The organism is Acinetobacter seifertii (assembly GCF_016064815.1).
Taxonomy (GTDB): Bacteria; Pseudomonadota; Gammaproteobacteria; order Pseudomonadales; family Moraxellaceae; genus Acinetobacter; species Acinetobacter seifertii.
On the sequence record NZ_CP065820.1, the window covers coordinates 1,190,210 to 1,213,546 of the forward strand.

Sequence of the window (23,337 nt, forward strand, 5' to 3'; positions counted from 1 at the left end):
ATGAATCAAACCATTAACTTAAGCATTTCTAAAAAATCAGCTAAAGCTGGCGACTCGATTCCACACGAGAGTGCCCATTTACATGTAACGGGGCAGGCAACATATATTGATGATTTACCTGAGCTTGAAAATACCATGCACCTAGCTGTCGGATTTTCAAGTTGTGCAAAAGGTAAAATCAGTAAGTTTGACTTGAATGCCGTACGTCAGGCCGATGGTGTCCATGCAGTTTTTTCGGCAAAGGATATTGATGTTGAAAACAATTGGGGACCCATTGTAAAAGATGACCCGATTTTTGCTGAAGAGCAGGTCGAATTTTATGGACAAGCCTTGTTTGTAGTTGTTGCTAACAGTTATCAGCAAGCCCGTCAGGCAGTTCGCTTGGCAAAAATTGAATATGTGCCCGAAACTCCGATTTTAACCATTCAAGATGCGATTGAAAAAGAATCGTGGGTGTTACCACCTGTTGAATTTAGTCATGGTGAAGTTGAACAGGCATTTCAAAATGCAGCCCATCAACTTTCAGGTGCTATTGAGCTGGGTGGGCAAGAGCATTTTTATCTCGAAGGACAAATTTCCTATGCCATTCCCCAAGAAAATCATAGCTTAAAAGTCTATTGCTCAACGCAACATCCAACCGAAATGCAGCTACTGATTTGTCATGCATTAGGCATGAATATGCATCAGGTGAGTGTGGAAAGCCGCCGTATGGGTGGTGGTTTTGGTGGTAAAGAGTCGCAGTCGGCGCAGTGGGCATGCATTGCATCTTTGGCAGCACAAAAAACAGGCCGTCCGTGTAAATTACGCTTAGATCGTGATGATGATATGAGCGCTACAGGTAAACGTCACGGTTTTGCTTATGAGTGGTCTGTGGCCTTTGATGACAGTGGTGTTCTGCAAGGCTTAAAGGTGCAACTGGCTTCAAACTGTGGTTTTTCGGCTGATTTATCTGGGCCAGTAAATGAACGAGCAATTTGCCATATTGGCAACGCTTATTATTTAAATGCAGTTGAGCTACGTAACTTACGTTGTAAAACCAATACTGTTTCTAATACGGCATATCGTGGTTTTGGTGGACCGCAAGGTATGTTTGTCATTGAAAATATTATTGATGATATTGCTCGTTATTTAGGTTGTGACCCAGTTGAAATTCGTCAGCGTAATTTCTTTGCCGAACAGCCCGGTGCTGGACGTGACCGTATGCACTATGGGGCAGAAGTCCGTGATAATGTTGCGCCAAAATTGGTAGCCGAATTATTGCAAAGTAGCGATTATTTGAAACGCAAACAAAGCATTCATATCTTTAACGAGAACAATGACATCATTAAGCGTGGTATTGCGTTAACACCCTTAATGTTTGGTATTTCGTTTAACGCCGTGCATTACAATCAGGCGGGTGCACTGGTCTACGTGTATATGGATGGTACTGTTTCTATCACCCATGGCGGTACAGAAATGGGACAGGGGCTATATACCAAAGTACGGCAGGTTGCCGCTCATGAGTTGGGTTTACCAATCGATAGCATTCGTTTAATTGCAACTGATACTTCTCGGGTGCCAAATACATCAGCAACCGCAGCATCGAGTGGCGCAGATCTAAACGGTAAAGCGGTTCAAAATGCCTGTATTAAAATTCGTGAGCGTCTGGCAAAACTTGCAGCAGAAATAAGTCAAAGTGAAGCTGACCAAGTCCAGTTCGAAGATAGTATGGTCACAACAGCGAATGGTCACTCATGGACATTTCCTGACTTGGTTCAACGGGCATACATGGCACGTGTACAACTATGGGACAGCGGTTTTTATAAAACACCAGAAATTCACTACGATCAGGTCAACCATTTAGGGCGTCCATTTTTCTATTATGCTTATGGCGCAGCGGTCAGCGAGGTCGTAATAGATACCTTAACAGGGGAAATGAAAGTCTTACGTGCCGATATTTTGCATGATGTCGGACGGTCAATTAACCCTGCAATTGATATAGGGCAAATTGAAGGTGGTTTTGTACAAGGGATGGGATGGCTCACGACAGAAGAGTTGTATTGGCAGCCGCAGGAGCCACACGCAGGCCGTTTGTTTACCCATGCACCTTCAACTTACAAAATCCCGACCAGTGTGGACATTCCTCATATTTTTAATGTCAAATTGTTTGATAACCAAAATCAGGCAGACACCATCTATCGCTCTAAAGCGGTAGGTGAACCGCCATTTATGTTGGCATTATCTGTTTTTTCTGCAATTCGTCAGGCGGTACAGGCGGCTATTCCAGAAAATGCACCGCTCGTACTCAATGCTCCAGCAACTGCCGAAGAAATTTTACGCGCAATTGCGATTGGGCGCGGACAAGCTTTGGCTGACCGCCCACAAGCTAAAATGTAGAAGATTATGCAACATTTACAATGGTGGACTGATTTTGTAGCGTGGCAAGTCGATGCTCTGCCTATGGTATTGGTCACAGTAGTTCGCGCTGATGGTTCAACACCACGAGAAGTGGGTGCAACCATGTTATTGCGGTTTAATTTTCAACAGCAATGGCAGCAGTCAGATACGATTGGTGGCGGGCATCTAGAGTTTCAGGCCATTGATATTGCTAAAGCAATGTTAAGTGAAATGGAAACTTGTGTGAGGCGTATTGAACGCTTTAACCTCAGTGCTCGGCTAGGACAGTGTTGTGGCGGAGTAATGTGGTTATTGTTTGAAAAAATATTACCCAGTGCGATCACATCGGATTTATCTGCGAGTTTGCAAGCATGGCGAGCTGGAAAGCATATATGGCGTACCGTCTCACATCAATATACGTCCACTTGGCAGAGTATGGATATAGAACAACAACCAAGTTTCAAGTTTCATTCTGGCAGCAGTGAAGAATGGCAATTTAGCCAGCAGATAAAACCTTATGCCATGCAAGTGCTGATTTGTGGCGCCGGGCATGTGGGTGAAGCAATTGTTCGTTGTTTATTGCCTATTGGAGTTCGGGTGAAATGGATTGATCCGCGTGATGATATTTTTCCATCCGATTTACTGCAACAGGTGCAATGTATAACGACTGATACCTTAGACGCCGAGATCGAGCAATTTGATCGTTCGGGGGCAATTTTAATTTTAACGCACGATCATCAACTAGATTTGCAATTGTGTTTTACAGCCTTAAAACCTACGGCGAAACCATTTGCTTATGTAGGAATGATTGGTTCAAAAAGTAAAAGAGCTATTTTTGAAAAGCGTATACAAGTACGTGGTTATACCCCAGAAACATTACAACGTTTGGTTTGCCCGATCGGGGTAGAAGGAATTTCATCGAAACAACCTGCAATGATTGCCGTTGCAGTAGTTGCTCAATTATTGCAGGTGTTTGATGTAAAAAAATGATCCCAAAGGATCATTTTTTTTGTTCGAATTTTGGATTTTTTTCTGCACGTTTAAGCAGCACGAGAACGGCACCTGTGCCACCTTGATTTTCTGGAGCACTTACAAAGGCTAAAACATCACGATGCTGGCGTAACCATCCGTTGACATAGGTTTTTAAGACCGCTTCTGGGCCTTTACCATGTACAATTTTAATGACATTTTGATTTTCATCTTTTGCCATCTGGATAATTTGTAAAACTGCGTCACGCGCTTGTTCAATGGTACAGCCGTGTAGATCTACAGCTTCAAACCAACGCATCTTGCCTGCTTTTAAGTCTTCAAACACCTTATGTTGAAGTGTTGCGATGCGATAGCTTAATGAAGCTTGGCTTGCGACTGGATTTAAAGCCGCTTGAGTGTCTGACAATTCAGCATGTTCGGTATCACGGCTACCTTCGGCAGCTGCACGTTTAGCTAGTGTTTGTGCATCGACTTTTTTGGCACGAGGTGGTTTGACATTAGCCACATTACTATTGTTGATGCGTTTAACACCTGCAACAGCTTGTTGAAACAAATGTGTATCTTCCAATTCTTCAGGCTCAGCCTGAGATTTTTTAGTCTCAGGCTGATTTGCGATTTTGCTTGAATGAGGATTGGAGATTTGCTTTTTAAATTGCTTCAATAATTTTTGTTGCTCTTTAGAAAGCGATGAATCTTTATTACTCATATATCTTCATTAAACCGTTTGAGGTTGTCCAAAAAGAGCAGTAAAAGCTTGATCTGGACGTGGTTGTTTCATAAAACTTTCGCCGACCAAGAAGCTGTGAATATCATGCTCTTGCATCATATGCACATCGTCTGGCGTCGCAATACCGCTTTCAGTAATTAATAAACGTGATGACGGAAGTAATTTTTTCAATCGGATAGACGTATTTAAATCTACATCAAACGTTTTTAAATTACGGTTATTCACACCTAATAAACATTGTTCAGAAAGCTTTAACGCGCGTTCCATTTCTTCTTCGTCATGAACTTCAACCAATACATCTAGTTGATGTTCAAACGCAGTTTTTGACATTTCTTCGAGTTGCTGGTCAGATAAACAAGCAACAATTAATAAAATACAGTCAGCATGCAAAGCACGTGCTTCAACTACATTGTATGGGTCAACCAAGAAGTCTTTACGTAAAGCAGGCAAAGCACAATGATTGCGAGCAATCGCAATATTTTCATCTGCACCCTGAAAGAAATCAACATCAGTCAGTACCGATAAACAGGCAGCTCCAGCTTGTTCATATTGCTGGGCAATTTCAGCAGGATTAAAGTCTGCGCGAATAACTCCTTTTGATGGAGACGCTTTTTTAATTTCAGCAATCACACCCGGACGTTTATGTTGTAAAGCATTTGCAAAGCCACGTACTGGAGTCGCAGCTTTTGCTAATTCTTCAACGTCTTGCAAATTACGTTGTTTTAATCGCTCAGCAAGTTCCTCATGTTTACGGTCAACAATTTTACCTAAAATGGTATTTTGAATATTAATCATGAGAAATCCTTAATCTGCCTGACATTGTTTTAATGTTTTGGTAAATTCAGCCAAAACGCTCATTTTTTCTAAAGCTTGTCCGCCGTAAATAATATCTTGAGCGAAGGTAACAGCCTGAGCATAAGTTTTGGTAATACCCGCCACATAAATTCCTGCGCCTGCATTAAGCGCAATCATGTTTGCTGCTTTTTCACCAATATCAGTTTTATTTTTACCTAATGCATCTTTAATCAGCTTTAAGCTGGAAGCAGCGTCCGCAACCACTAAACCGTTTAAAGTTTGTGACTCAATCCCGACATCTTCAGGGGTAAGTGTCCATTCAGTAATTTCATCGTCTTTGAGTTCAGCAACAGTTGTAGGCGCTGCAAGGCTAATTTCATCAAGCCCATCTCTTGAATGAACCACCATCACATGTTCAGCACCAAGTTGCTTCATCACTTCGGCAATTGGACGACAAAGTTCATCTGAAAATACCCCAATCACAAAACGTTTTACACCAGCCGGATTCGTAAGCGGGCCAAGTAAATTAAAGATACTGCGAACACCAAGTTCTCGACGTGGTCCAACAGCATATTTCATTGCTTTGTGGTGGTTTGGAGCAAATAAAAAACCTACACCCATCTCACGGATGCAGCGTTCAGTTTGTTGCATGTCTAAATCAAGATTAATACCTGCTTGCTCAAGTAGGTCAGATGAACCTGATTTGCTTGAAACGCCACGGTTACCATGTTTGGCAATGGTTGCACCTGCCGCCGCAATTACAAAGCTTGAAGCGGTAGAGACATTAAATAAGTTTTGACCATCGCCACCCGTGCCGACAATATCAACTAAATATTTGATATCACTGACATCAATTTTGATGGCAAATTCACGCATGACACGTGCAGCAGCAGTAATTTCGTCAATACTTTCACCTTTCATGCGAAGGCCCATCATTAAAGCACCAATTTGTGCTTCGGTTGCCTCACCTTGCATGATGCTACGCATAATGTCTTCCATTTGCGGCTGAGTCAGGTGAATATTTTTTGTTATATGGTTAAGTGCTTGTTGAATATTCATAGGGATCACTTATGCATAAATATCTAAAAAGTTTTTAAAGATTTGATGGCCATGTTGACTCAAGATTGATTCAGGATGGAACTGCACGCCCTCAACAGGCAATGTCTTATGTTTAACACCCATGATTTCTTCCATTGAGCCATCTGCTTCATTAGTCCAGCACGTTACTTCAAGGCAGTCAGGCAGAGTTTGCTGATCGATCACCAACGAATGATAACGAGTTGCCGAGAATGGGCTAGGAAGATTACTGAAAATACCTTTATTGCTATGGTACATATCAGATAAACGTCCGTGCATCACTGTTTTGGCTCTTACAATGTTTCCGCCAAAAGCTTGCCCAATACTTTGATGTCCTAAACACACGCCAAGCAAAGGAATTTTTCCGGCAAAGTGGTTAATTGCAGGAATTGAAATACCAGCTTCACTTGGGGAGCAAGGACCAGGACCAATAACCAGATATTTAGGTTGCCATCGTTCAATATCCTCTAATGTGACTTGATCATTGCGAACTACTTTTACTTCCTGATTCAACTCGCCAAAATACTGGAGGATGTTGTAGGTAAAAGAGTCGTAATTGTCGATCATTAGAAGCATGATGAACTTAACCTCATGATAATTAATATATATTTAATAAGTGACTAGAGTATTACTCACAATGTTACTCACTTTTTAAAAAGTACTTTTATTTGCTCAAATAAAAAGCCGCTTTCTAAACGGCTAATATAACAAAAAAAGAAGTAACCAGTTTAACTATTTCATTCGTTAGAAATTTGCAGAAAAAAGCTTTGGGAATGGGTGCTTTTTAAAATTATAGTAAGTACAAATCAGGCAGAATAAACTTCTATTGGAAATAAAAATTATTCTGCCTTGTTCATAAAAGAAGATTAAATCTTACGTGTGTTATAAATTAGCCAATCTAAAACATCGCCAGACACGTGTTCAGCTAGTCTTTCTTGAACAATTTGATGGTAACCATTTAACCAATCTTTCTCTTCATTCGTTAGCAGATCAATAACGATACAATCTAAATGAATCGGGCAAAGGGTTAGCGTTTCAAACTCTAAAAATTCACCGTAAGTTTTTTCAAATCCAGAGTGGAGACGGTTTGCAACGAGATTTTCAATACGGATACCGTATTGTCCCTCATGGTAAAGACCTGGCTCGTTAGAAATAATCATTCCCGCGCGTAGTTTGCTATGGGCATGTATTGGTGCGTAATAAGAAAGAACTTGTGGTCCTTCGTGTACGTTAAGCGCAAAGCCTACGCCGTGGCCTGTTCCATGGCGATAATCTAAACCATGTTGCCATAAAGTATGACGACAAATTGAATCGAGTAGAGGAGCAGCTAAACCTTCTGGATAAATGGTTTTTGCCAAGGCAATATGACATTTTAAAACCAGAGTATAGTCACGTTTTTGTTGCTCTGTTGGTGTCCCGACGGGAACAACACGAGTGATATCCGTTGTTCCATCAATATATTGCCCGCCAGAGTCAATCAGTAATAGGCCATCACCTTCAATAAATGAATAGTGCTCTTCAGTTGCACGGTAATGGGGTAGAGCGCCATTGGCATTAAAGCCAGCAATCGTTGAAAAACTTGGCCCTATAAAACCCTCTTGTTGAGCACGGAAAGCTGTAATCTTTTCATCAATGGTCAGTTCGGAAATGCTTTCACCGTGATGAAGTGCTTTTTCCAACCAGTGAAAAAAGTGACATAGTGCAACCCCATCTTTCACCATGGCGTGACGGATATGAGCTATCTCACTTTCATGTTTACGCGATTTAAAAAGTGTACTTGGGTTGATGTCGTAGACAATCCGAATATCTTTTGCGATGGCTTGTTCATGAAAAATCGATACTTTGGCTGGATCTAAAAGCACTGAGGCATCAGAAATATTTGCTAAAAATTGAGCTGTATCTTGGTAGTTACGAATCTTAATGCCATCTGCTTTGAAAGCCTGTTGAGTGGTTGAATCGACTTTGTTGCTTTCAATGAATAAAATAGCTTGTTGAGCACTGATATATAAATGCGAAAGAAATACTGGGTTATATTCTACATCTTGCCCACGTGCATTTAAGACCCATGCAATATCATCTAAAGATGAAATAAAATGACCCGTAATATGCTTGCTATGTAAAGTTTCACGAAGCGCCTGAATTTTTTCTTTACGAGATAGTGCATTTAAGCCTTCGGACATTAAATGAATCTGCTCTGAAGGAAGTTCAGGGCGGTTGGACCAGATTGAACCGATTAAATCTTGTTGTGTTTCAAGTTTAAAACCGCGTTGTTTTGCTGTAGCTTCTAAAGCCTTAAATTGCTGGATTGAAAGCGTTTGACCGTTTACTGAAATAACTGAACCAGCGGATAAGTTTTTCTCAATCCACGCGAGATGTGTTGAAGACTCATCACTGGTCAGCTTTTGTAATTGAAAGCCAGTTCCAGCGAGTTGTTGTTCGGCTTGCACCCAATAGCGGCCGTCCGCCCACAGTCCAGCAAAGTTTTGGGTCACAACTAAGGTGCCAACAGAGCCACTAAAACCGCTTAACCACTGCCTTGCTTTCCAGTAGTCAGGTAAATACTCTGACATATGAGGATCTGCACTCATAACAACCAAAGCATCAACGTGTTGAGTGGTCATGAGTTCACGAAGTTTTGCTAGTTTTTCTGGAACAGTTAAGTCGGTCATATCGTTTCCAAATTAGGTTGAACTTTGTTGCTAGTTTTATTCATTAATTTATTCAGGGGTTTCTTTAATAAAAATAACACGATTGCGCCAATAACCAACGCCAATACGCAGCGCATAAATAAACTAGGTAAATGTTCGATCGCATCTGCTGAAACTTGTCCGCCAATTAGACCTGCCATGAGATTACCTAAAGCAGTACCTGTAAACCATAGTCCCATAATTTGCCCACGAATTACATTTGGTGCAAGTTTGGTCATGGTCGATAAACCAATTGGACTTAGGCAGAGTTCTCCTAGCGTAAGTAAAAATAAACTGCCTACAATCCAAAATGGCGAAACCAAACCATCACTAATCGCAAAACGGCTAGCAAACGACATTACTAAAAATCCGCCTGCCGCAAGTAAAAGCGCAATAATAAATTTTGAAATGTAATTGGGGTCTTTATTCGATTTGCCTAGTTTTGCCCACAGCCATGCGGCAATCGGAGCAAAAATAATGATAAAAAAGGCATTAATAGACTGGAACCATACGGTTGGAATTTCAAAGCCTAAAACATTGCGGTTTGTATAGTCCTGAGCAAATAAATTAAAAGATGTTGGCTTTTGTTCAAAAGCAGACCAAAAAAGAGCGGAAGTGATCAATAGCACAAAACAAATAATAATTTTAAATTTGTCGTTTTGATCTAAATTAAGGAAAAGCAATAAATAAGCAAAATAAGCAATAATTCCTAGGCCAATTCCTACCGTTAAGTAGGTTGCTACCACGACTGGGTTAATGTGGATAATCCCAAATAAAGTTAACGCAATAATCATCGCAACTACGAATAAAAAACTAAATACAATTTTGGGTGCATTTTTATTATCTACAACAGGTTTATTACAGGTGTTGGTTTCCTGACGTAACTCATTAAAAGTTTGAAGTTGCGGGAGTGCAAAAAAGCGGAAAATTAATAAAGCAATTAACATTCCGATCCCACCAATACCAAAGCCTAAATGCCAGCCATGATTTTGTACCAACAGTCCCGTTATGAGTGGGGCAATAAAAGACCCCATGTTAATTCCCATATAAAAAATAGAAAAACCTGCATCACGCCTTGCGTCATGAGTTTTATATAGTGTTCCTACAATCACCGAAATACAGGTTTTAAATAGTCCGGTACCTAAAACAATCAGTACTAAACCTAAGTAAAAGAAAGACTGATTAAACAGAGAGCTAAGGGCAATTGATAAATGACCTAAGGCAATAATAATTGATCCATACCAGACAGCACGTGCTTGCCCTAACCAGTTATCTGCAACCCATCCGCCAAAGACGGTCATTAAATACATTGAACCTGCAAATAACCCAACAATAGCGGCAGCCGTTGGTCGGTCGAGTGCTAGGCCACCCTCATTGACCATAGCAATCATGTAGAGAATAAGTAAAGGCTGGATACCATAATAAGAAAACCTTTCCCAAAGCTCTGTAAAAAATAAGCCTTGTAGCGGTTTAGGATGACCAAAAAATGCTTTATCTGGCTGTTTAAGTTCATGTTTCATTATTCAAATCCTTGAATGTTTTTCTGTTTTTTTATAAACATAACTTTTAGTTTGATTATTTATAACCAAAATTTATATTTTATTTTTTAGTTATTTTTAATAATAAAAGCAAATTTACCTTGTATAAAAAAAGTGAATGAAAAAGAACATGAATAGTGGAGTTAGTTATTAGGTGTTGATTATGATCAGTGTTCATTTGCTGAATCAAAGAATTGCATAGTATTGAAATAAAAGATAAGAATTCATAAAAATGAAAACTATTTATTAGATTGTAAGTAAACAGCAAAAAGCTTATTTGGGTCGCTTAACGAGAGAGTTTGGGTCATTTAAGCATCGTAAAAATGAGTGAGATCTGTGACTTTAAGACCCGTAAAATTTTTTGTGTAATCTGATGACAATTTCAACATTATATATAAGAAAGTATTATGATCAGGAATGACTGTTAGAAATTGATGCAGTGGGTTATATCAGTGCAACAATTTTGCACTAAATTAGGGCAATAATGAGCTGTTTAAATATGCCATAATTTGAAAATGTGTGAATATGGTGCATTTGCACATTCAAACAGTATAATGGGTTCAAGACAAGGGGCCTAAATCATGAATAGATATAAGTAATTCAATGTTTTAGGTAAGTCTTATAAAGTTGGTATGAGAATTGCTTTATAAATACCAGCAACTAACACGCACTCAACAAGTGCAACAAAATTTCATTGGAGCAAAATGAGCATGGCGAACAAGGTCCTTCAACTCATACAAGAAAGTGGCGCAAAATGGGTCGATTTTCGCTTTACTGATACTAAGGGTAAAGAACAGCACGTAACTTACCCAGCTGATTCTATTGATGAAGATACTTTTGAAGACGGTAAAATGTTTGATGGTTCTTCAATCGCTGGTTGGAAAGGCATTGAAGCGTCTGACATGATCTTACGTCCAGATGCAGAAACTGGTTTCATCGACCCGTTCTTTGCTGAACCAACTGTAGTTGTGACTTGTGACGTTATTGAACCTTCAACTGGTCAAGGTTATGAGCGTGACCCACGTTCGATTGCTCGCCGTGCAGAAGAATACTTAAAATCTACAGGTATCGGTGATACTGCATTCTTCGGTCCAGAACCAGAATTCTTTGTATTTGACGAAGTGAAGTGGGACATCGATATGTCTGGCGCTCGTCATACATTAATCGCTGAAGAAGCTGCTTGGTCTACTGGTAACAGCTATGAGTCTGGTAACTCTGGTCACCGTCCACGTGTGAAAGGCGGTTACTTCCCAGTTCCTCCAGTTGATTCTTCACAAGATATGCGTGCAGAAATGTGTGCAAAAATCGAAGATATCATGGGTCCAGGTCGTGTAGAAGTACATCACCACGAAGTTGCTTCTTGCCAGTTAGAAATTGGTGTGAGCTTCAATACTCTTGTTCGTAAAGCTGACGAAGTTCAACAGTTCAAATATGCTGTTTGGAACGTTGCACATCAATATGCAAAAACAGCTACGTTTATGCCTAAACCAATGGTAGGTGATAACGGTTCTGGTATGCACGTTCACATGTCTATCTCTAAAGATGGCAAGAACTTGTTTGCTGGTGATGAATATGCAGGCCTTTCAGAAATGGCGTTATACTTCATCGGTGGTATCATCAAGCACGCTCGTGCATTGAATGCAATCACAAACCCATCTACAAACTCATACAAGCGTTTGGTTCCTCACTTCGAAGCACCAATTATGCTTGCTTACTCAGCGCGTAACCGTTCTGCGTCTATCCGTATTCCATACGTTTCTAGCCCTAAAGGTAAGCGTATCGAAGCTCGTTTCCCAGACCCAATGATGAACCCATACTTAGGTTTCGCTGCATTGTTAATGGCTGGTATCGACGGTATCCAAAACAAGATCCATCCGGGCGAAGCTGCTGACAAGAACTTGTATGATCTTCCTCCAGAAGAAGAAGCAAAAATCCCAACAGTTGCTCATAGCTTAGATATGGCTCTTGAAGCACTTCAAGCAGATCACGAATTCTTGTTAAAAGGTGGCGTGTTCACTAAAGAAATGCTTGATGCATACATCGAACTTAAAACTGAAGATGTGCGTCGTCTTAACACGACTACTCACCCAGTTGAATTCGATATGTACTACAGCTTGTAATACGTATTTCATAAAAAAGCCTGCTTATGCAGGCTTTTTTATTGCTTGGAATGTTGATTGAATTCTCTACGTTTTTTATCAAAAAATTGGGGTAAACTAGGTGCGAGTTTTCATGTGAGCAGATTATGCGTAAACGACAACCAGTACTTAAACAGGAACAAGTTTTAAATCCTGCATTGAAAACATGGTTGTATGCGTCTGGTTCTCTGACCCAACAATTGACTGAACTTGGCGGCGGACAGTTCAGCGTAAAGCCTTTTAAAGAACACTTTCAACGTTTAACTTTTGCAGACAGTCAATGGATGAGTATGCCTCATACCCACACTTCATGGGTGAGGGAAACCTATTTATATGGCTGTGAAGTTGAGCCATGGGTTAAAGCAAAAAGTATTTTTCCAATTCAAAGTTTACAAAAAAAAGCCCGTATATTTCAGCATATTGGTTCTAAACCGATAGGCCGTTTTTTATTTCAAAGAACAACACCTCTGTGTGACCGTCGTGTTATTCGCTTACCAGAAGGCTGGACGCGACAAAGTTGCTATACTTGGCATGGATGTAAATTTATTGTTCAAGAAACATTCTTACCGGCTTTTGAAGCTTTTTTATATCAGCAGCACGACAAGGAATTACTATGACGACTGCAACAGGCACAACATGGCGTCAGCGTTTAGAAGCTTATTATTATCTATGTCGATTTGATAAGCCAATTGGTACTGAACTGGTGTTTTGGCCAACCATGTGGGCGCTTTGGGTTGCATCAAAAGGAATACCTCATTTAGATATTCTATTCGTCATGATTTTAGGCGTCATTTTTATGCGCGCTGCGGGATGTGCGATTAATGATTTTGCAGACCGTAAAGTAGATGGTCATGTTGAGCGTACTAAAACGCGTCCACTTGCAACCGGAATTATTCGTGCAAGAGAAGCGGTGTATGTGTTCTTGGTACTCGTTTTAGCAAGCGCATGTCTTTTGTTTTTTTTACCTATAGAAACTTTCTACTGGTCATTTGGAGCATTATTTTTAGCGTTTATTTATCCATTTATGAAACGCTATACCAACTTACCTCAAGTATTTTTAGGAGCGGCATTTTCATGGTCTATTCCTATGGCTTTTACTGCGGTAGGTAAAACTCCAGATTTAACCTGTTGGTTGCTCTATTTTGGTAATTTGGCTTGGACAGTGGCTTATGACACTCAATATGCAATTACAGATCGTGAATATGATTTAAAAATTGGCGTGAAATCTACCGCTATTCTTTTTGGGCGTTATGACATCCAAATTATTGCACTTTTACAAGTAACCAGCCTTGTTTTGATTGGAAGCGCATTATATTTAGAAAATATTTTATTTCCATGGGCTATCATTGCTTTGGTTTTAGTGGCATTCGATTTTGTATATCAAACAATTAAAACCAAAGACCGCAATCCTCAGGTTTGTTTCTGGGCATTCCGTCACAATCGCTGGGTTGGATTAATCATTTTTCTAGGAATATTTTTAAATTTCATATAGTAAAAATGACCGTAAGGTTGAAAAGTGTTCTATGCAGAGCACTTTTTTTATGTCTTAATATTTGTGCATAAAAAATATGCGGAATAAATAACACATAAAAAGGATATTTTATGAAACGGTCAAACATTGCTTTAGCTATAACATTATCAGTTTCAGCATCATTTCTTACAGCGTGTAATGACAATAATGATGACTATATTGGTGTAAATCCTGATCAAACGTATATTTCTGAGAAAACTTATTCTCAAGATAGTTTAAGCGGTGCCGCATCTATTAAAGTTATGACTTATAACATGGAGAATGTACAAGGCAAAACTGCTCAAGCAACAGCTCTTGTTATGTTCCCTAAAATTGCACAACCTAAAGATGGCTATCGGGTGGTGGTATGGGAGCATGGAACAGTAGGTGTAGGAGATGGCTGCGCACCAAGCAATAATACAATTAATCCACGTTTCAAAATTTTAGCGGATACATTACTGGCTGCAGGCTATGTTGTGATTGCCCCAGATTATGAAGGTTTAGGTACGCGTGGAATGCATCCATACCTTAATTTGGGAAGTGAAGCTAAATCTGCAATTGCAGCTGTTAAAGCGGCAAAAGATCATTATGGTAATCAGCTAAACGGTGCATGGATGTCGATTGGGCAGTCTCAAGGTGGGCATGCTTCTCTAGGTACTGCGGAATTTGCAAATAACGACACCAACTATAAAGGTGCAGTTGCAACGGCACCAGCTTCTAGTCTTGGCTATATTATTTCTGTAGTTGCACCACAAGCAATTCAAGATATTCTTAAAAAAGAGCAAGCTGGTACAGCACCTATTGGTACGGCTGTCGAAGTTTATGCTGAGCTACTTGCATATGCTGCATATACCACAGTAGGTATTACGGCTTATGAGCCTAAATTTAATTATCGTGAGATTTTCCAACAAAGGTCACAAAGTATAGCTGAGTTCGCAGAGGGTACCACAGGCGAAAATGGTATGTGCTTAACCGATTTACATAATAAATTTGCGGCTGATATTCGTGATTATCTTGCGACTAATGCTGGTAAAATAGTTACAGATTATCCAGGTTTAGCGGGTAATTTCCAAGAAAACCCAACTGTGAAAAAATTCTTGGCTGATAACCAGCCTGCGACTAAAAAAATTAATTCACCTGTCATGATCGTTCAAGGTACTGCTGATATGGCTGTACCATATCCAGTTACAGATGCCTTGCAAAATGGTCTTAAAAAAATGGGAACTGATGTGACGTTTGTACCTGTTCTAGGGGCTGCTCACACTCAAGCGATTGTATGTAGAAATGCTGAAATTTATCAATTTGTTCAATCTAAGATGCCAGCTAAAACAAATATAGTGCTTGATCCATCGGTGATAGATGCTAGTAAAAATGTTGAATGTACAGGATTAGCACAATAAGTGTGTATTTAAAATATTCAAATTAAAAGGGTCCAAAAGTGGGCCCTTTTTGTTATATTGTTACGCATTCTGAAAATTGATACCGTTCGAGTTTAAAACACTTATGAGCCAGCAACCTGTTGAAAAAAAGTCTGTTCCTTGGTTATTAATGGGATTAGGTTTGCTTATTCCTTTTTTGATTATTGGGATACTTTTCTTTGCTGCAAAGAGTGATGCTAAGAATAAAAAGCAGTATGAGCAGCAACGTCTAGAAATGGAAAAAAGAATAGCGGAGAAAGAAGCTGCAAGTTCTGAAAAGAAATAATAGCAGTGCTGTTAATGAATATCCTTTTGTAGCTGGCGTACGCTAGGGATGCTTGTATAACGTTTTACAATATATCCTGCTTCTGTAAGCATTTGATCACGCATACGGTCTTCTTCTACTTTTTCAAGATGGGTAGGGTCATCTAATTCAATAATTGCGATGACTTCCATTTTGTCGTTTAGCACAACAAAGTCGGTAACTTTACGGTTGAACTGACTACGAACTTTATAATCATTACTGGTAATTAATGCGCTAAAGGCCACTTGAGCTAAAACATGGTAACTAGGGAAACTCTGTTTCAAACGGATAAACATCTGAGTTTCAAAATTAGTAATGACAGGGCGGGCAAAGAATTTTTGTTTTTGAAATAAATAGGGACGTAAACAAACGACAAGAAAAATACAGGTGCTTAAGCAGCCTAAAATAATAAAAAATAAATGACTCGATTCGAACATGTGACAACATCATACAAATAAAAACCCACTCGTAATGAGTGGGTTTTTAAGAATCTTGGCTCTCCCACCTGGGCTCGAACCAGGGACCTGCGGATTAACAGTCCGTCGCTCTACCGACTGAGCTATGGGAGAATCTGGAAAAGGATTTTAGGGAGGAAAGGAGGCTAGGTCAAGGGCTAATAAGAGAATTAAAGAGAATATCTAATCGTTTGGCTTAAAAATACACGAAACATTGATTTTATTCAAAATAATGGAAAATTATTAAATCATTAGAAAAGAAAAAGCCCACAATAAATGTGGGCTTTTAGAATCTTGGCTCTCCCACCTGGGCTCGAACCAGGGACCTGCGGATTAACAGTCCGTCGCTCTACCGACTGAGCTATGGGAGATTAGTAGATGGCTCTCCAACCTGGGCTCGAACCAGGGACCTGCGGATTAACAGTCCGTCGCTCTACCGACTGAGCTATTGGAGAATCTGATGCGCATTTTATGGATGAAATCTAAATGCGTCAATAAGAATATTAAAGAAAATGAATCGTTTGCTTGATTAATATGCTTTTACTGCACTAAAAACAAAAAAACCACCCTAAAAAGGGTGGTTTTTTATAAAGAAATAAAATTATTTCTCTACACCAGCTGGTTGACCTGCAAGTTTTGCATTTGCATAGTCCCAGTTCACAAGGCTTTCTAAGAAAGTTGAAATGTATTTAGGACGTAAGTTACGGAAATCGATGTAGTAAGCATGTTCCCATACGTCAATTGTTAATACAGCAATTTGGCCGTGTGCAAGTGGAGTGTCTGCATTAGAAGTTTTAGTAATAGAAAGTTTACCGTTTACTTCATCAGCAACTAACCAAGCCCAACCTGAACCGAACTGAGTTGTTGCAGCAGCAGCGAATTCTTCTGCAAATTTTTCGTAGCTACCGAAAGCTTCGTCAATTTTAGCAGCGATTGCGCCAGTAGGCTTACCACCACCATTTGGTTTCATGCTGTTCCAGTAGAAAGTGTGGTTCCAAACTTGAGCAGCATTGTTGAAAATACCAGCTTTAGAAGCATCACCAGCAGTTGCTTTAATGATTTCTTCTAAAGTTTTACCTTCAAGGTCAGTGCCTTTAATTAAGTTGTTTAAGTTAACAACATAGGTATTGTGGTGTTTGTCGTGATGGTATTCTAAAGTTTCTTTACTGATATGTGGCGCTAAATCATCATAGCCATATGGAAGTGCAGGTAAAGTAATGGTTGTCATGTTCCTATTCCTTGCATTTGCTGGGTTATACAATTAAGTGGCTCTATTGTAAATGATTCTGGTAACAATAGGGCATCGTTTTAAAGAACTATACACAATAAAGATCTAATTAATACGCATAACACAGATTGAAAAAAAGACTTAATTAAATCGGATTATTCAATTCAAAATATTCAGCTTCAATTGCAAATTGTTTTGAAATGGCTTGGGCCAAACGTTGAACACCATAACGTTCGGTTGCATGGTGACCACAGGCAAAATAATGAACACCTAATTCTTTAGCTTCGTAAAAAGTTCGTTCACTCACTTCACCAGAAATATAAGCATCACAGTTTTGTAAAGCCGCTTTAGAAATATAATCTTGAGCACCACCTGTACAAAAGCCTATTTTTTGAATAGTTTGTTTTTCTGCTGGTAAGTGAATGACTTTAAAATCAAAGTTATTTTGTAGTTTTGTTTTAAATTCTTCTACAGAAAGCGCTTGTTCTAAATAACCGATATTACCAATCGGATGTTTTTCGGTTAAATCAAGAGGTTCTAAATTCTGTAAATTTAATTTCTCTGCAATCGCTACATTGTTGCCCAAAGTTGGGTGCGCATCTAACGGCAGATGGTAAGCGACTAATGAAATATTATTTTGAATGAGTTTTTTAATGCGGTTACCGCGCATTCCTGTAATTGGGTACGGTTCGCCTTTCCAAAAATAACCGTGGTGCACGAGTAATAAGTCTGCGTTTTGAGCAATTGCTGCATCAATAGCATCTGCGGAAGCAGTAACAGCACAAACGATACGATTTACTTCAGTTGAACCTTCAATTTGCAGGCCATTTGGTGCGTAATCTTTAAATTCTGCCGCTTTTAAGGTTTGATCACACCACTGAATAATTTCATGCAAATTCGCCATGATATTTCCTGAATTGAGTAGTAAATAATTGCTAAAGCTATAGAAACATATTTTGTTGTGTAACTAAAGCTAGACAAATCTTTTTTGACTTTTTTATGTATATCGACATATTTAATTTAAAATGCGTAATTGAAAACTCTTTTTGTTCAATATATTAATTTAATTAAAAACTTCTTTTCGTAGAGGATATGAACGTGCGCCGCACCTTTACATGGTTACCTTGGGTGTTACTTATTATTGTAATTGCCAGTTTTATCGCATGGCAAAAATACCATCGGCCGAAACCAACTGTTGCAGTTGATGGTGTGCAAATGCCTGCTGAGAAAGTTGAACCACTGGTGGATACTTCTCGAACGGGCGGGGTGGTGTCCTATAGCGCTGCTGTAAAAGTTGCAGCGCCGGCAGTTGTGAATATTTTTACGACCCAGAAAGTTAAACAAAATCATCCTTTATTGAGTGATCCTGTCTTCCGTGAATTTTTTGGAAATCAGGTTCCTGAACAACAACAGCAAAATGAAAATAGCTTAGGATCTGGTGTTATTGTTCGTGCCGATGGTTATATCTTGACGAACAATCATGTGATTGCTCAAGCCGACCAGATTGTAGTTGCTTTACATGACGGACGTCGTGCCGTAGCTACAATTGTCGGGACAGATCCTGATACAGATTTGGCAGTGATTAAAATTGATTTAGATAAGTTACCAGTATTGCCATTTAAATTGAGTGGTAATGAGGTTGGTGACGTTGTCTTAGCAATTGGTAATCCATTTGGTGTGGGTCAAACAGTAACTCAGGGAATTGTTTCCGCAACTGGTCGCTCAGATTTAGGTATCAATACTTACGAAGACTTTATTCAAACAGATGCTGCAATTAACCCAGGTAACTCGGGTGGTGCGTTAATTGATGTCGCAGGTAACTTGATTGGTGTAAATACTGCTATTTTCTCGCAATCTGGTGGTTCATTAGGTATTGGTTTTGCGATTCCTGCTAAAGTTTGCCAACAAGTACTCAACTCTATTTTAAAAGATGGTCGTGTAGTCCGTGGTTGGTTAGGTATTAGTTTACTTCCACCTACGCAAGATGATGTATTGGCACCAAAACAACAGGTTGGAGTTGTAGTTGCTGACGTGTTGAAAAATGGTCCAGCAGCTTCAGCTGGTATTAAAGTTGGCGATAAGATTGTTCAAGTAAATAATGAGCAGATCACTTCAGCTTCTCACTTAATTAACTATGTGGCTTTACAAGCACCAAATAGCGAAATTAATGTACTGGTTGAACGAGATGGTAAACAACAAAATTTTGTTGTGACTGTAGGGGAGCGTAAAGCGCAAAATACCCAATCTCAGTATATTCCGCTTCCAAAGCGTTAAAATCTAAATAAAAAAAGCCTCGTAAAAGAGGCTTTTTTTATGATTCCTCATTAGGAATGACTAACACTTTGATGTTGATTTTTAAATTCAGTTAAAGCTTCAATTCGATATTGAATGAGCATTTCACCAATTTCAGCACCTTTAATATTTTCAGGTAAATTCTGAACTTTGATTGAGCGAACGATTTGCATGGCTTCAAGCATATACTGAGCTTGAGGATAAGGACGATCTTCTAATCCTAATCTTCCTTTTGCATCACATTCACACGCTTGTACAAAAGCTTCCACTCTTTCAGGACGACGTAAAACATCTAGGCGTTGTAATAGACGCCATAAAGTGCCTGGTTTTAAGGACATAATCTGGTGGCATTTTAAATGTTCTTTGCACACTGATAATGCCAGCTGTTTGGTCTGAGTTGGAACTCGTAAGCGTTCACACAACTCAGTAACTGGTTTAATGCCACGCTCTTCATGCATGATATGGCGAGGAAGCTCATCAGCAGGAGTCAATGCTTTACCAAGATCATGCACTAAAACAGCAAAACGCACGTCGAGTGAATAATTGGATTTACAAGCTTGTTGTAATGACATAAGAGTATGAATACCACAATCTACTTCTGGATGATATTCAGGACGCTGAGGTACACCAAATAAAGCATCAATTTCAGGGAAAAGATGTTTTAACGCCCCACAATCACGCAGAGTTTGGAAGTAAATGTCTGCATGAGTTTCCATTAAAGCACGAGAAGTTTCCTTCCAAACACGTTCTGGCGTTAATGCATCTAGTTCACCTGACTCCGCCATAGTTTGCATAAGTTGCAAAGTCTCAGGAGCAATTTGAAAACCATATGGGAAATATCGTGCTGCAAAACGAGCTACACGTAAAACTCTTAAAGGGTCTTCAGCAAAAGCTTCTGAAACATGACGTAGAGTTTTATTCTCTAAGTCGCTTTGCCCACCATATGGATCGTATATTTTGCCATCTTGATCCATGGCTATTGCATTAATGGTTAAATCACGACGAATTAAGTCATCTTCTAAGCTTACAGTGGTATCAGTAAAGAATTGAAATCCGTGATATCCCTGACCTGACTTTCGTTCGGTTCGTGCAAGTGCATATTCTTCTTTGGTTTGGGGATGAAGAAACACAGGGAAATCTTTGCCTACAGGTTGGAAACCTTGGGCGAGCATGTGTTCCGGCGTTGCACCGACCACAACATAGTCCTTTTCTTGATAGGGATGCCCAAGTAAATAATCTCGAACAGCACCGCCTACTAAATACACTTGCATGAAAAAACCTCTATTCTTCAAGCAATCATGCTACAGAATAGAGGTTTTCTCAAGTCATTAGAAACGCTTTTCGTAAAAAGCAGTTTCTAAATTACTTTTCTTGTTGTTGAATTTCAGCAACAGTTAAAGCAGTCATATTGATAAGGCGGCGAGTCGTCGCTGTAGGTGTCAAAATATGAACTGGTTTAGCAGCACCTAGCAAAATTGGACCAATAGTAACGTTGTTACCAGAAGTTGCTTTTAGCAAGTTAAATGAAATGTTTGCTGCATCTAGGTTCGGCATAATGAGCAAGTTTGCTGAGCCTTTGAAGCGTGAACCTGGGAATGCAAATTGACGAATGCTTTCGTCTAATGCTGCATCACCATGCATTTCACCTTCAACTTCAAGCTCTGGAGCTTGCTCAGATAAAATACGATAAACTTCACGCATTTTTTGAGCGCTTGAATCAGTCTGGTCGCTACCGAAACTTGAGTGAGAAAGTAAAGCTACACGTGGTGTAATACCAAAGCGACGTACTTCTTCAGCTGCTAAAATTGTCATTTCAGCAAGTTGTTCAGCAGTCGGGTTAGTGTTTACATAGGTATCAGCAATAAACAAGTTACGGTCTTCAAGCATTAATGCATTTAGCGTGAAGAAGTTGTTCATACCTTCTTTAAGGCCAATAACGTTGCGTACGAAGTCTAAGTGAATGTTATAGCTACTGTAAGTACCACATAACATACCATCAGCTTTACCAAATTTAACCAGAAGTGATGCGATTAAAGTTGAACGACGGCGAGCTTCACGTTGAGCATATTCAACAGTAATGCCTTTACGTTGCATTGTTTGGTAGTAGTCTTTCCAAAACTCTTCGTACATCGGGTTTTGTTCTTGATCTACAATCTCAATGTTCACGCCATGTTGTAAACGTAGGCCTAATTTTTTGATATTTGCTTCAATGACTGCAGTACGACCAACTAAAATTGGTTTAGCTAAATCTTCATCAACTGCAATTTGAACAGCACGTAATACGCGTTCATCTTCACCTTCAGCGTACGCAATACGTTTAGGATCTGTTTTTGCTTGAGCAAAGATTGGTTTCATCAAGAATGCAGAGTTATAAACAAACTCAGACAGTTTTTGACGATATGCAGCAAAGTCTTCGATAGGACGAGTTGCCACACCTGAATCCATTGCAGCTTTAGCAACAGCAGGTGCGATTTCTAAAATTAAGCGTTGATCAAGTGGACGTGGAATTAAGTAGTCACGACCAAATGAAGCAGATTTTTCGCCATAAGTAGCAGCATCAGCTTCTACGTGAGCCATACGTGCAATTGCATGTACACAAGCAATTTTCATATCTTCATTAATTGTTGTAGCACCTACGTCAAGTGCACCACGGAAGATATAAGGGAAACATAAAGCGTTGTTTACTTGGTTCGGGTAGTCCGAACGACCAGTTGCCATAATGACATCAGGACGTACTTCATGCGCGTGTTCAGGTAAAATTTCTGGATCTGGGTTTGCCAAAGCAAAGATAATTGGATTTTCAGCCATTAGTTTCACCATGTCTTTGGTGAGAATACCCGCAGCTGAAAGGCCCAAGAACATATCTGCGCCAGCCATTACTTCATGTAATTGAGTCGCTTTAATGTCTTGTACATAACGTTTTTTAGATTCATCTAAGCCTTCACGTGAAGTCGTAAGAAGACCACGAGAGTCGGCTACAATGATATTTTTTTTATTTACGCCCAAAGCGCAAAGTAAATCTAAACAAGAAAGGGCAGCAGCACCTGCACCTGAAGCAACAATTTTGATTTCTTCAATTTTCTTGTTAACCAGTTGTAGAGCATTTAATAATGCTGAACCTACAATAATACTTGTACCGTGTTGGTCATCATGGAACACAGGAATTTTCATGCGTTCACGAAGTTTCTTCTCGATATAGAAACATTCTGGCGCTTTGATATCTTCAAGGTTAATACCGCCGAAAGTTGGTTCTAATGAAGCAACAATATCAACGATTTTATCTGGATCGTTCTCAGCAATTTCAATATCAAATACGTCAACACCAGCGAACTTTTTGAAAAGAACGCCTTTACCTTCCATTACTGGTTTAGAAGCTAATGGACCAATATTACCTAAACCAAGAACCGCAGTACCGTTACTTACAACAGCAACTAAGTTGCCACGTGCAGTGTATTTTGCAGCAGCTGAAGGATCACGTTCAATCTCTAAACATGGAGCAGCAACCCCTGGTGAATAAGCTAGAGCTAAATCTCGTTGGTTGACGAGTTGCTTACTAGGCGTGACGCTGATTTTCCCTGGATTTGGATATTCGTGGTAATTTAAAGCGGCCTGTTTTAAAGATTGATCGTCCATCTGAGTCTCTATTTGATACAAAAAAGCAAACTAGTCAAATCACTCATTTAGGGGGAGGCAATGTGATGCTCTTACTATGCTTTAATTTTTACCAATTAAGAGAATAGTAGACGAATTGCCAATAGCCCCATAGTGAGCTAAATGCTAAAGAATATAACACTACTTCTCT

General features: G+C 39.5%; 19 protein-coding genes and 3 tRNA genes. 8 read left to right on the plus strand and 14 right to left on the minus strand.

What is annotated here, in order from left to right; genetic code table 11:
* Positions 1-2,376, plus strand: coding sequence for a xanthine dehydrogenase molybdopterin binding subunit (gene xdhB, locus I8T81_RS05610; RefSeq protein ID WP_198072302.1), 2,376 nt, complete (start codon positions 1-3; stop codon positions 2,374-2,376).
* A 6-nt stretch (positions 2,377-2,382) separates the two neighbouring features.
* Complete coding sequence (xdhC, locus tag I8T81_RS05615) at positions 2,383-3,366, plus strand: xanthine dehydrogenase accessory protein XdhC (RefSeq protein WP_198072303.1); 984 nt, start codon at positions 2,383-2,385, stop codon at positions 3,364-3,366.
* A 10-nt stretch (positions 3,367-3,376) separates the two neighbouring features.
* Here the strand turns inward: xdhC and I8T81_RS05620 are convergent, their stop codons facing one another.
* The 6 genes from I8T81_RS05620 to I8T81_RS05645 form a co-directional block, all read right to left on the minus strand.
* A complete protein-coding gene (locus I8T81_RS05620) occupies positions 3,377-4,072 on the minus strand; it encodes a Smr/MutS family protein (protein ID WP_198072304.1) in 696 nt (231 codons plus the stop codon).
* Positions 4,073-4,081: 9 nt separating this feature from the next.
* Positions 4,082-4,888: an indole-3-glycerol phosphate synthase TrpC gene (gene trpC, locus I8T81_RS05625; protein WP_198072305.1), complete on the minus strand. Its 807-nt coding sequence runs from the start codon at positions 4,886-4,888 to the stop codon at positions 4,082-4,084.
* Between the two features lie 9 nt (positions 4,889-4,897).
* Positions 4,898-5,947 (minus strand): anthranilate phosphoribosyltransferase, encoded by a 1,050-nt coding sequence (gene trpD / locus I8T81_RS05630; RefSeq protein WP_198072306.1) that lies wholly within the window; start codon positions 5,945-5,947, stop codon positions 4,898-4,900.
* Positions 5,948-5,956: 9 nt separating this feature from the next.
* Complete coding sequence (locus I8T81_RS05635) at positions 5,957-6,541, minus strand: anthranilate synthase component II (RefSeq protein ID WP_198072307.1); 585 nt, start codon at positions 6,539-6,541, stop codon at positions 5,957-5,959.
* Positions 6,542-6,831: 290 nt separating this feature from the next.
* The gene (locus I8T81_RS05640) at positions 6,832-8,634 is read right to left on the minus strand and encodes an aminopeptidase P family protein (protein ID WP_198072308.1); all 1,803 of its coding nucleotides are present in this window, start codon (positions 8,632-8,634) and stop codon (positions 6,832-6,834) included.
* The gene (locus I8T81_RS05645) at positions 8,631-10,172 is read right to left on the minus strand and encodes a peptide MFS transporter (RefSeq protein ID WP_191107636.1); all 1,542 of its coding nucleotides are present in this window, start codon (positions 10,170-10,172) and stop codon (positions 8,631-8,633) included. Before I8T81_RS05645 ends, I8T81_RS05640 begins: the two co-directional genes overlap by 4 nt.
* A gap of 722 nt (positions 10,173-10,894) precedes the next feature.
* Here I8T81_RS05645 and glnA point away from each other — a divergent pair.
* The 5 genes from glnA (at position 10,895) to I8T81_RS05670 (ending at position 15,542) form a co-directional block, all read left to right on the plus strand.
* Positions 10,895-12,310 (plus strand): type I glutamate--ammonia ligase, encoded by a 1,416-nt coding sequence (gene glnA / locus I8T81_RS05650; protein ID WP_171057781.1) that lies wholly within the window; start codon positions 10,895-10,897, stop codon positions 12,308-12,310.
* 125 nt (positions 12,311-12,435) lie between these two features.
* Entirely contained in the window at positions 12,436-12,945 is a 510-nt protein-coding gene (locus I8T81_RS05655; RefSeq protein WP_198072309.1) for a chorismate--pyruvate lyase family protein, read from the plus strand.
* A complete protein-coding gene (gene ubiA / locus I8T81_RS05660) occupies positions 12,942-13,820 on the plus strand; it encodes a 4-hydroxybenzoate octaprenyltransferase (RefSeq protein WP_198072310.1) in 879 nt (292 codons plus the stop codon). The genes I8T81_RS05655 and ubiA overlap by 4 nt, the downstream gene beginning before the upstream one ends.
* A 110-nt stretch (positions 13,821-13,930) precedes the next feature.
* On the plus strand, positions 13,931-15,238 hold the full coding sequence (locus I8T81_RS05665) for an alpha/beta hydrolase family protein (protein WP_198072311.1): 1,308 nt from the start codon (positions 13,931-13,933) through the stop codon (positions 15,236-15,238).
* 103 nt (positions 15,239-15,341) lie between these two features.
* Positions 15,342-15,542 carry a hypothetical protein gene (locus I8T81_RS05670; RefSeq protein ID WP_004700385.1) on the plus strand — a complete coding sequence of 67 codons (201 nt, stop codon included), beginning with the start codon at positions 15,342-15,344 and terminating at the stop codon, positions 15,540-15,542.
* Between the two features lie 11 nt (positions 15,543-15,553).
* Here I8T81_RS05670 and I8T81_RS05675 read toward each other — a convergent pair whose 3' ends face one another.
* The 6 genes from I8T81_RS05675 to I8T81_RS05700 all read right to left on the minus strand — a co-directional run bounded on the left by I8T81_RS05675 (position 15,554) and on the right by I8T81_RS05700 (position 18,147).
* Entirely contained in the window at positions 15,554-15,997 is a 444-nt protein-coding gene (locus I8T81_RS05675; RefSeq protein ID WP_004700388.1) for a DUF2726 domain-containing protein, read from the minus strand.
* A gap of 56 nt (positions 15,998-16,053) precedes the next feature.
* Positions 16,054-16,129, minus strand: a tRNA-Asn gene (locus I8T81_RS05680).
* Between the two features lie 181 nt (positions 16,130-16,310).
* A tRNA-Asn gene (locus I8T81_RS05685) sits at positions 16,311-16,386 on the minus strand.
* Between the two features lie 8 nt (positions 16,387-16,394).
* Positions 16,395-16,470: transfer RNA gene (locus I8T81_RS05690), tRNA-Asn, on the minus strand.
* Positions 16,471-16,616: 146 nt separating this feature from the next.
* Entirely contained in the window at positions 16,617-17,243 is a 627-nt protein-coding gene (locus tag I8T81_RS05695) for a superoxide dismutase (RefSeq protein WP_004700390.1), read from the minus strand.
* 145 nt (positions 17,244-17,388) lie between these two features.
* Positions 17,389-18,147, minus strand: a complete 759-nt coding sequence (locus tag I8T81_RS05700) for a Nif3-like dinuclear metal center hexameric protein (protein ID WP_086496404.1) — start codon at positions 18,145-18,147, stop codon at positions 17,389-17,391.
* Between the two features lie 194 nt (positions 18,148-18,341).
* On the opposite strand from I8T81_RS05700, the gene I8T81_RS05705 reads away from it, so the two are divergent.
* Positions 18,342-19,517 (plus strand): S1C family serine protease, encoded by a 1,176-nt coding sequence (locus tag I8T81_RS05705; protein ID WP_019457174.1) that lies wholly within the window; start codon positions 18,342-18,344, stop codon positions 19,515-19,517.
* A gap of 50 nt (positions 19,518-19,567) precedes the next feature.
* On the opposite strand, the gene I8T81_RS05710 is transcribed toward I8T81_RS05705, so the two are convergent.
* A complete protein-coding gene (locus I8T81_RS05710; RefSeq protein WP_004700397.1) occupies positions 19,568-20,806 on the minus strand; it encodes a multifunctional CCA addition/repair protein in 1,239 nt (412 codons plus the stop codon).
* Between the two features lie 91 nt (positions 20,807-20,897).
* Positions 20,898-23,168: an NADP-dependent malic enzyme gene (locus I8T81_RS05715; protein WP_151740519.1), complete on the minus strand. Its 2,271-nt coding sequence runs from the start codon at positions 23,166-23,168 to the stop codon at positions 20,898-20,900.
* Between the last annotated feature and the right edge of the window lie 169 nt (positions 23,169-23,337).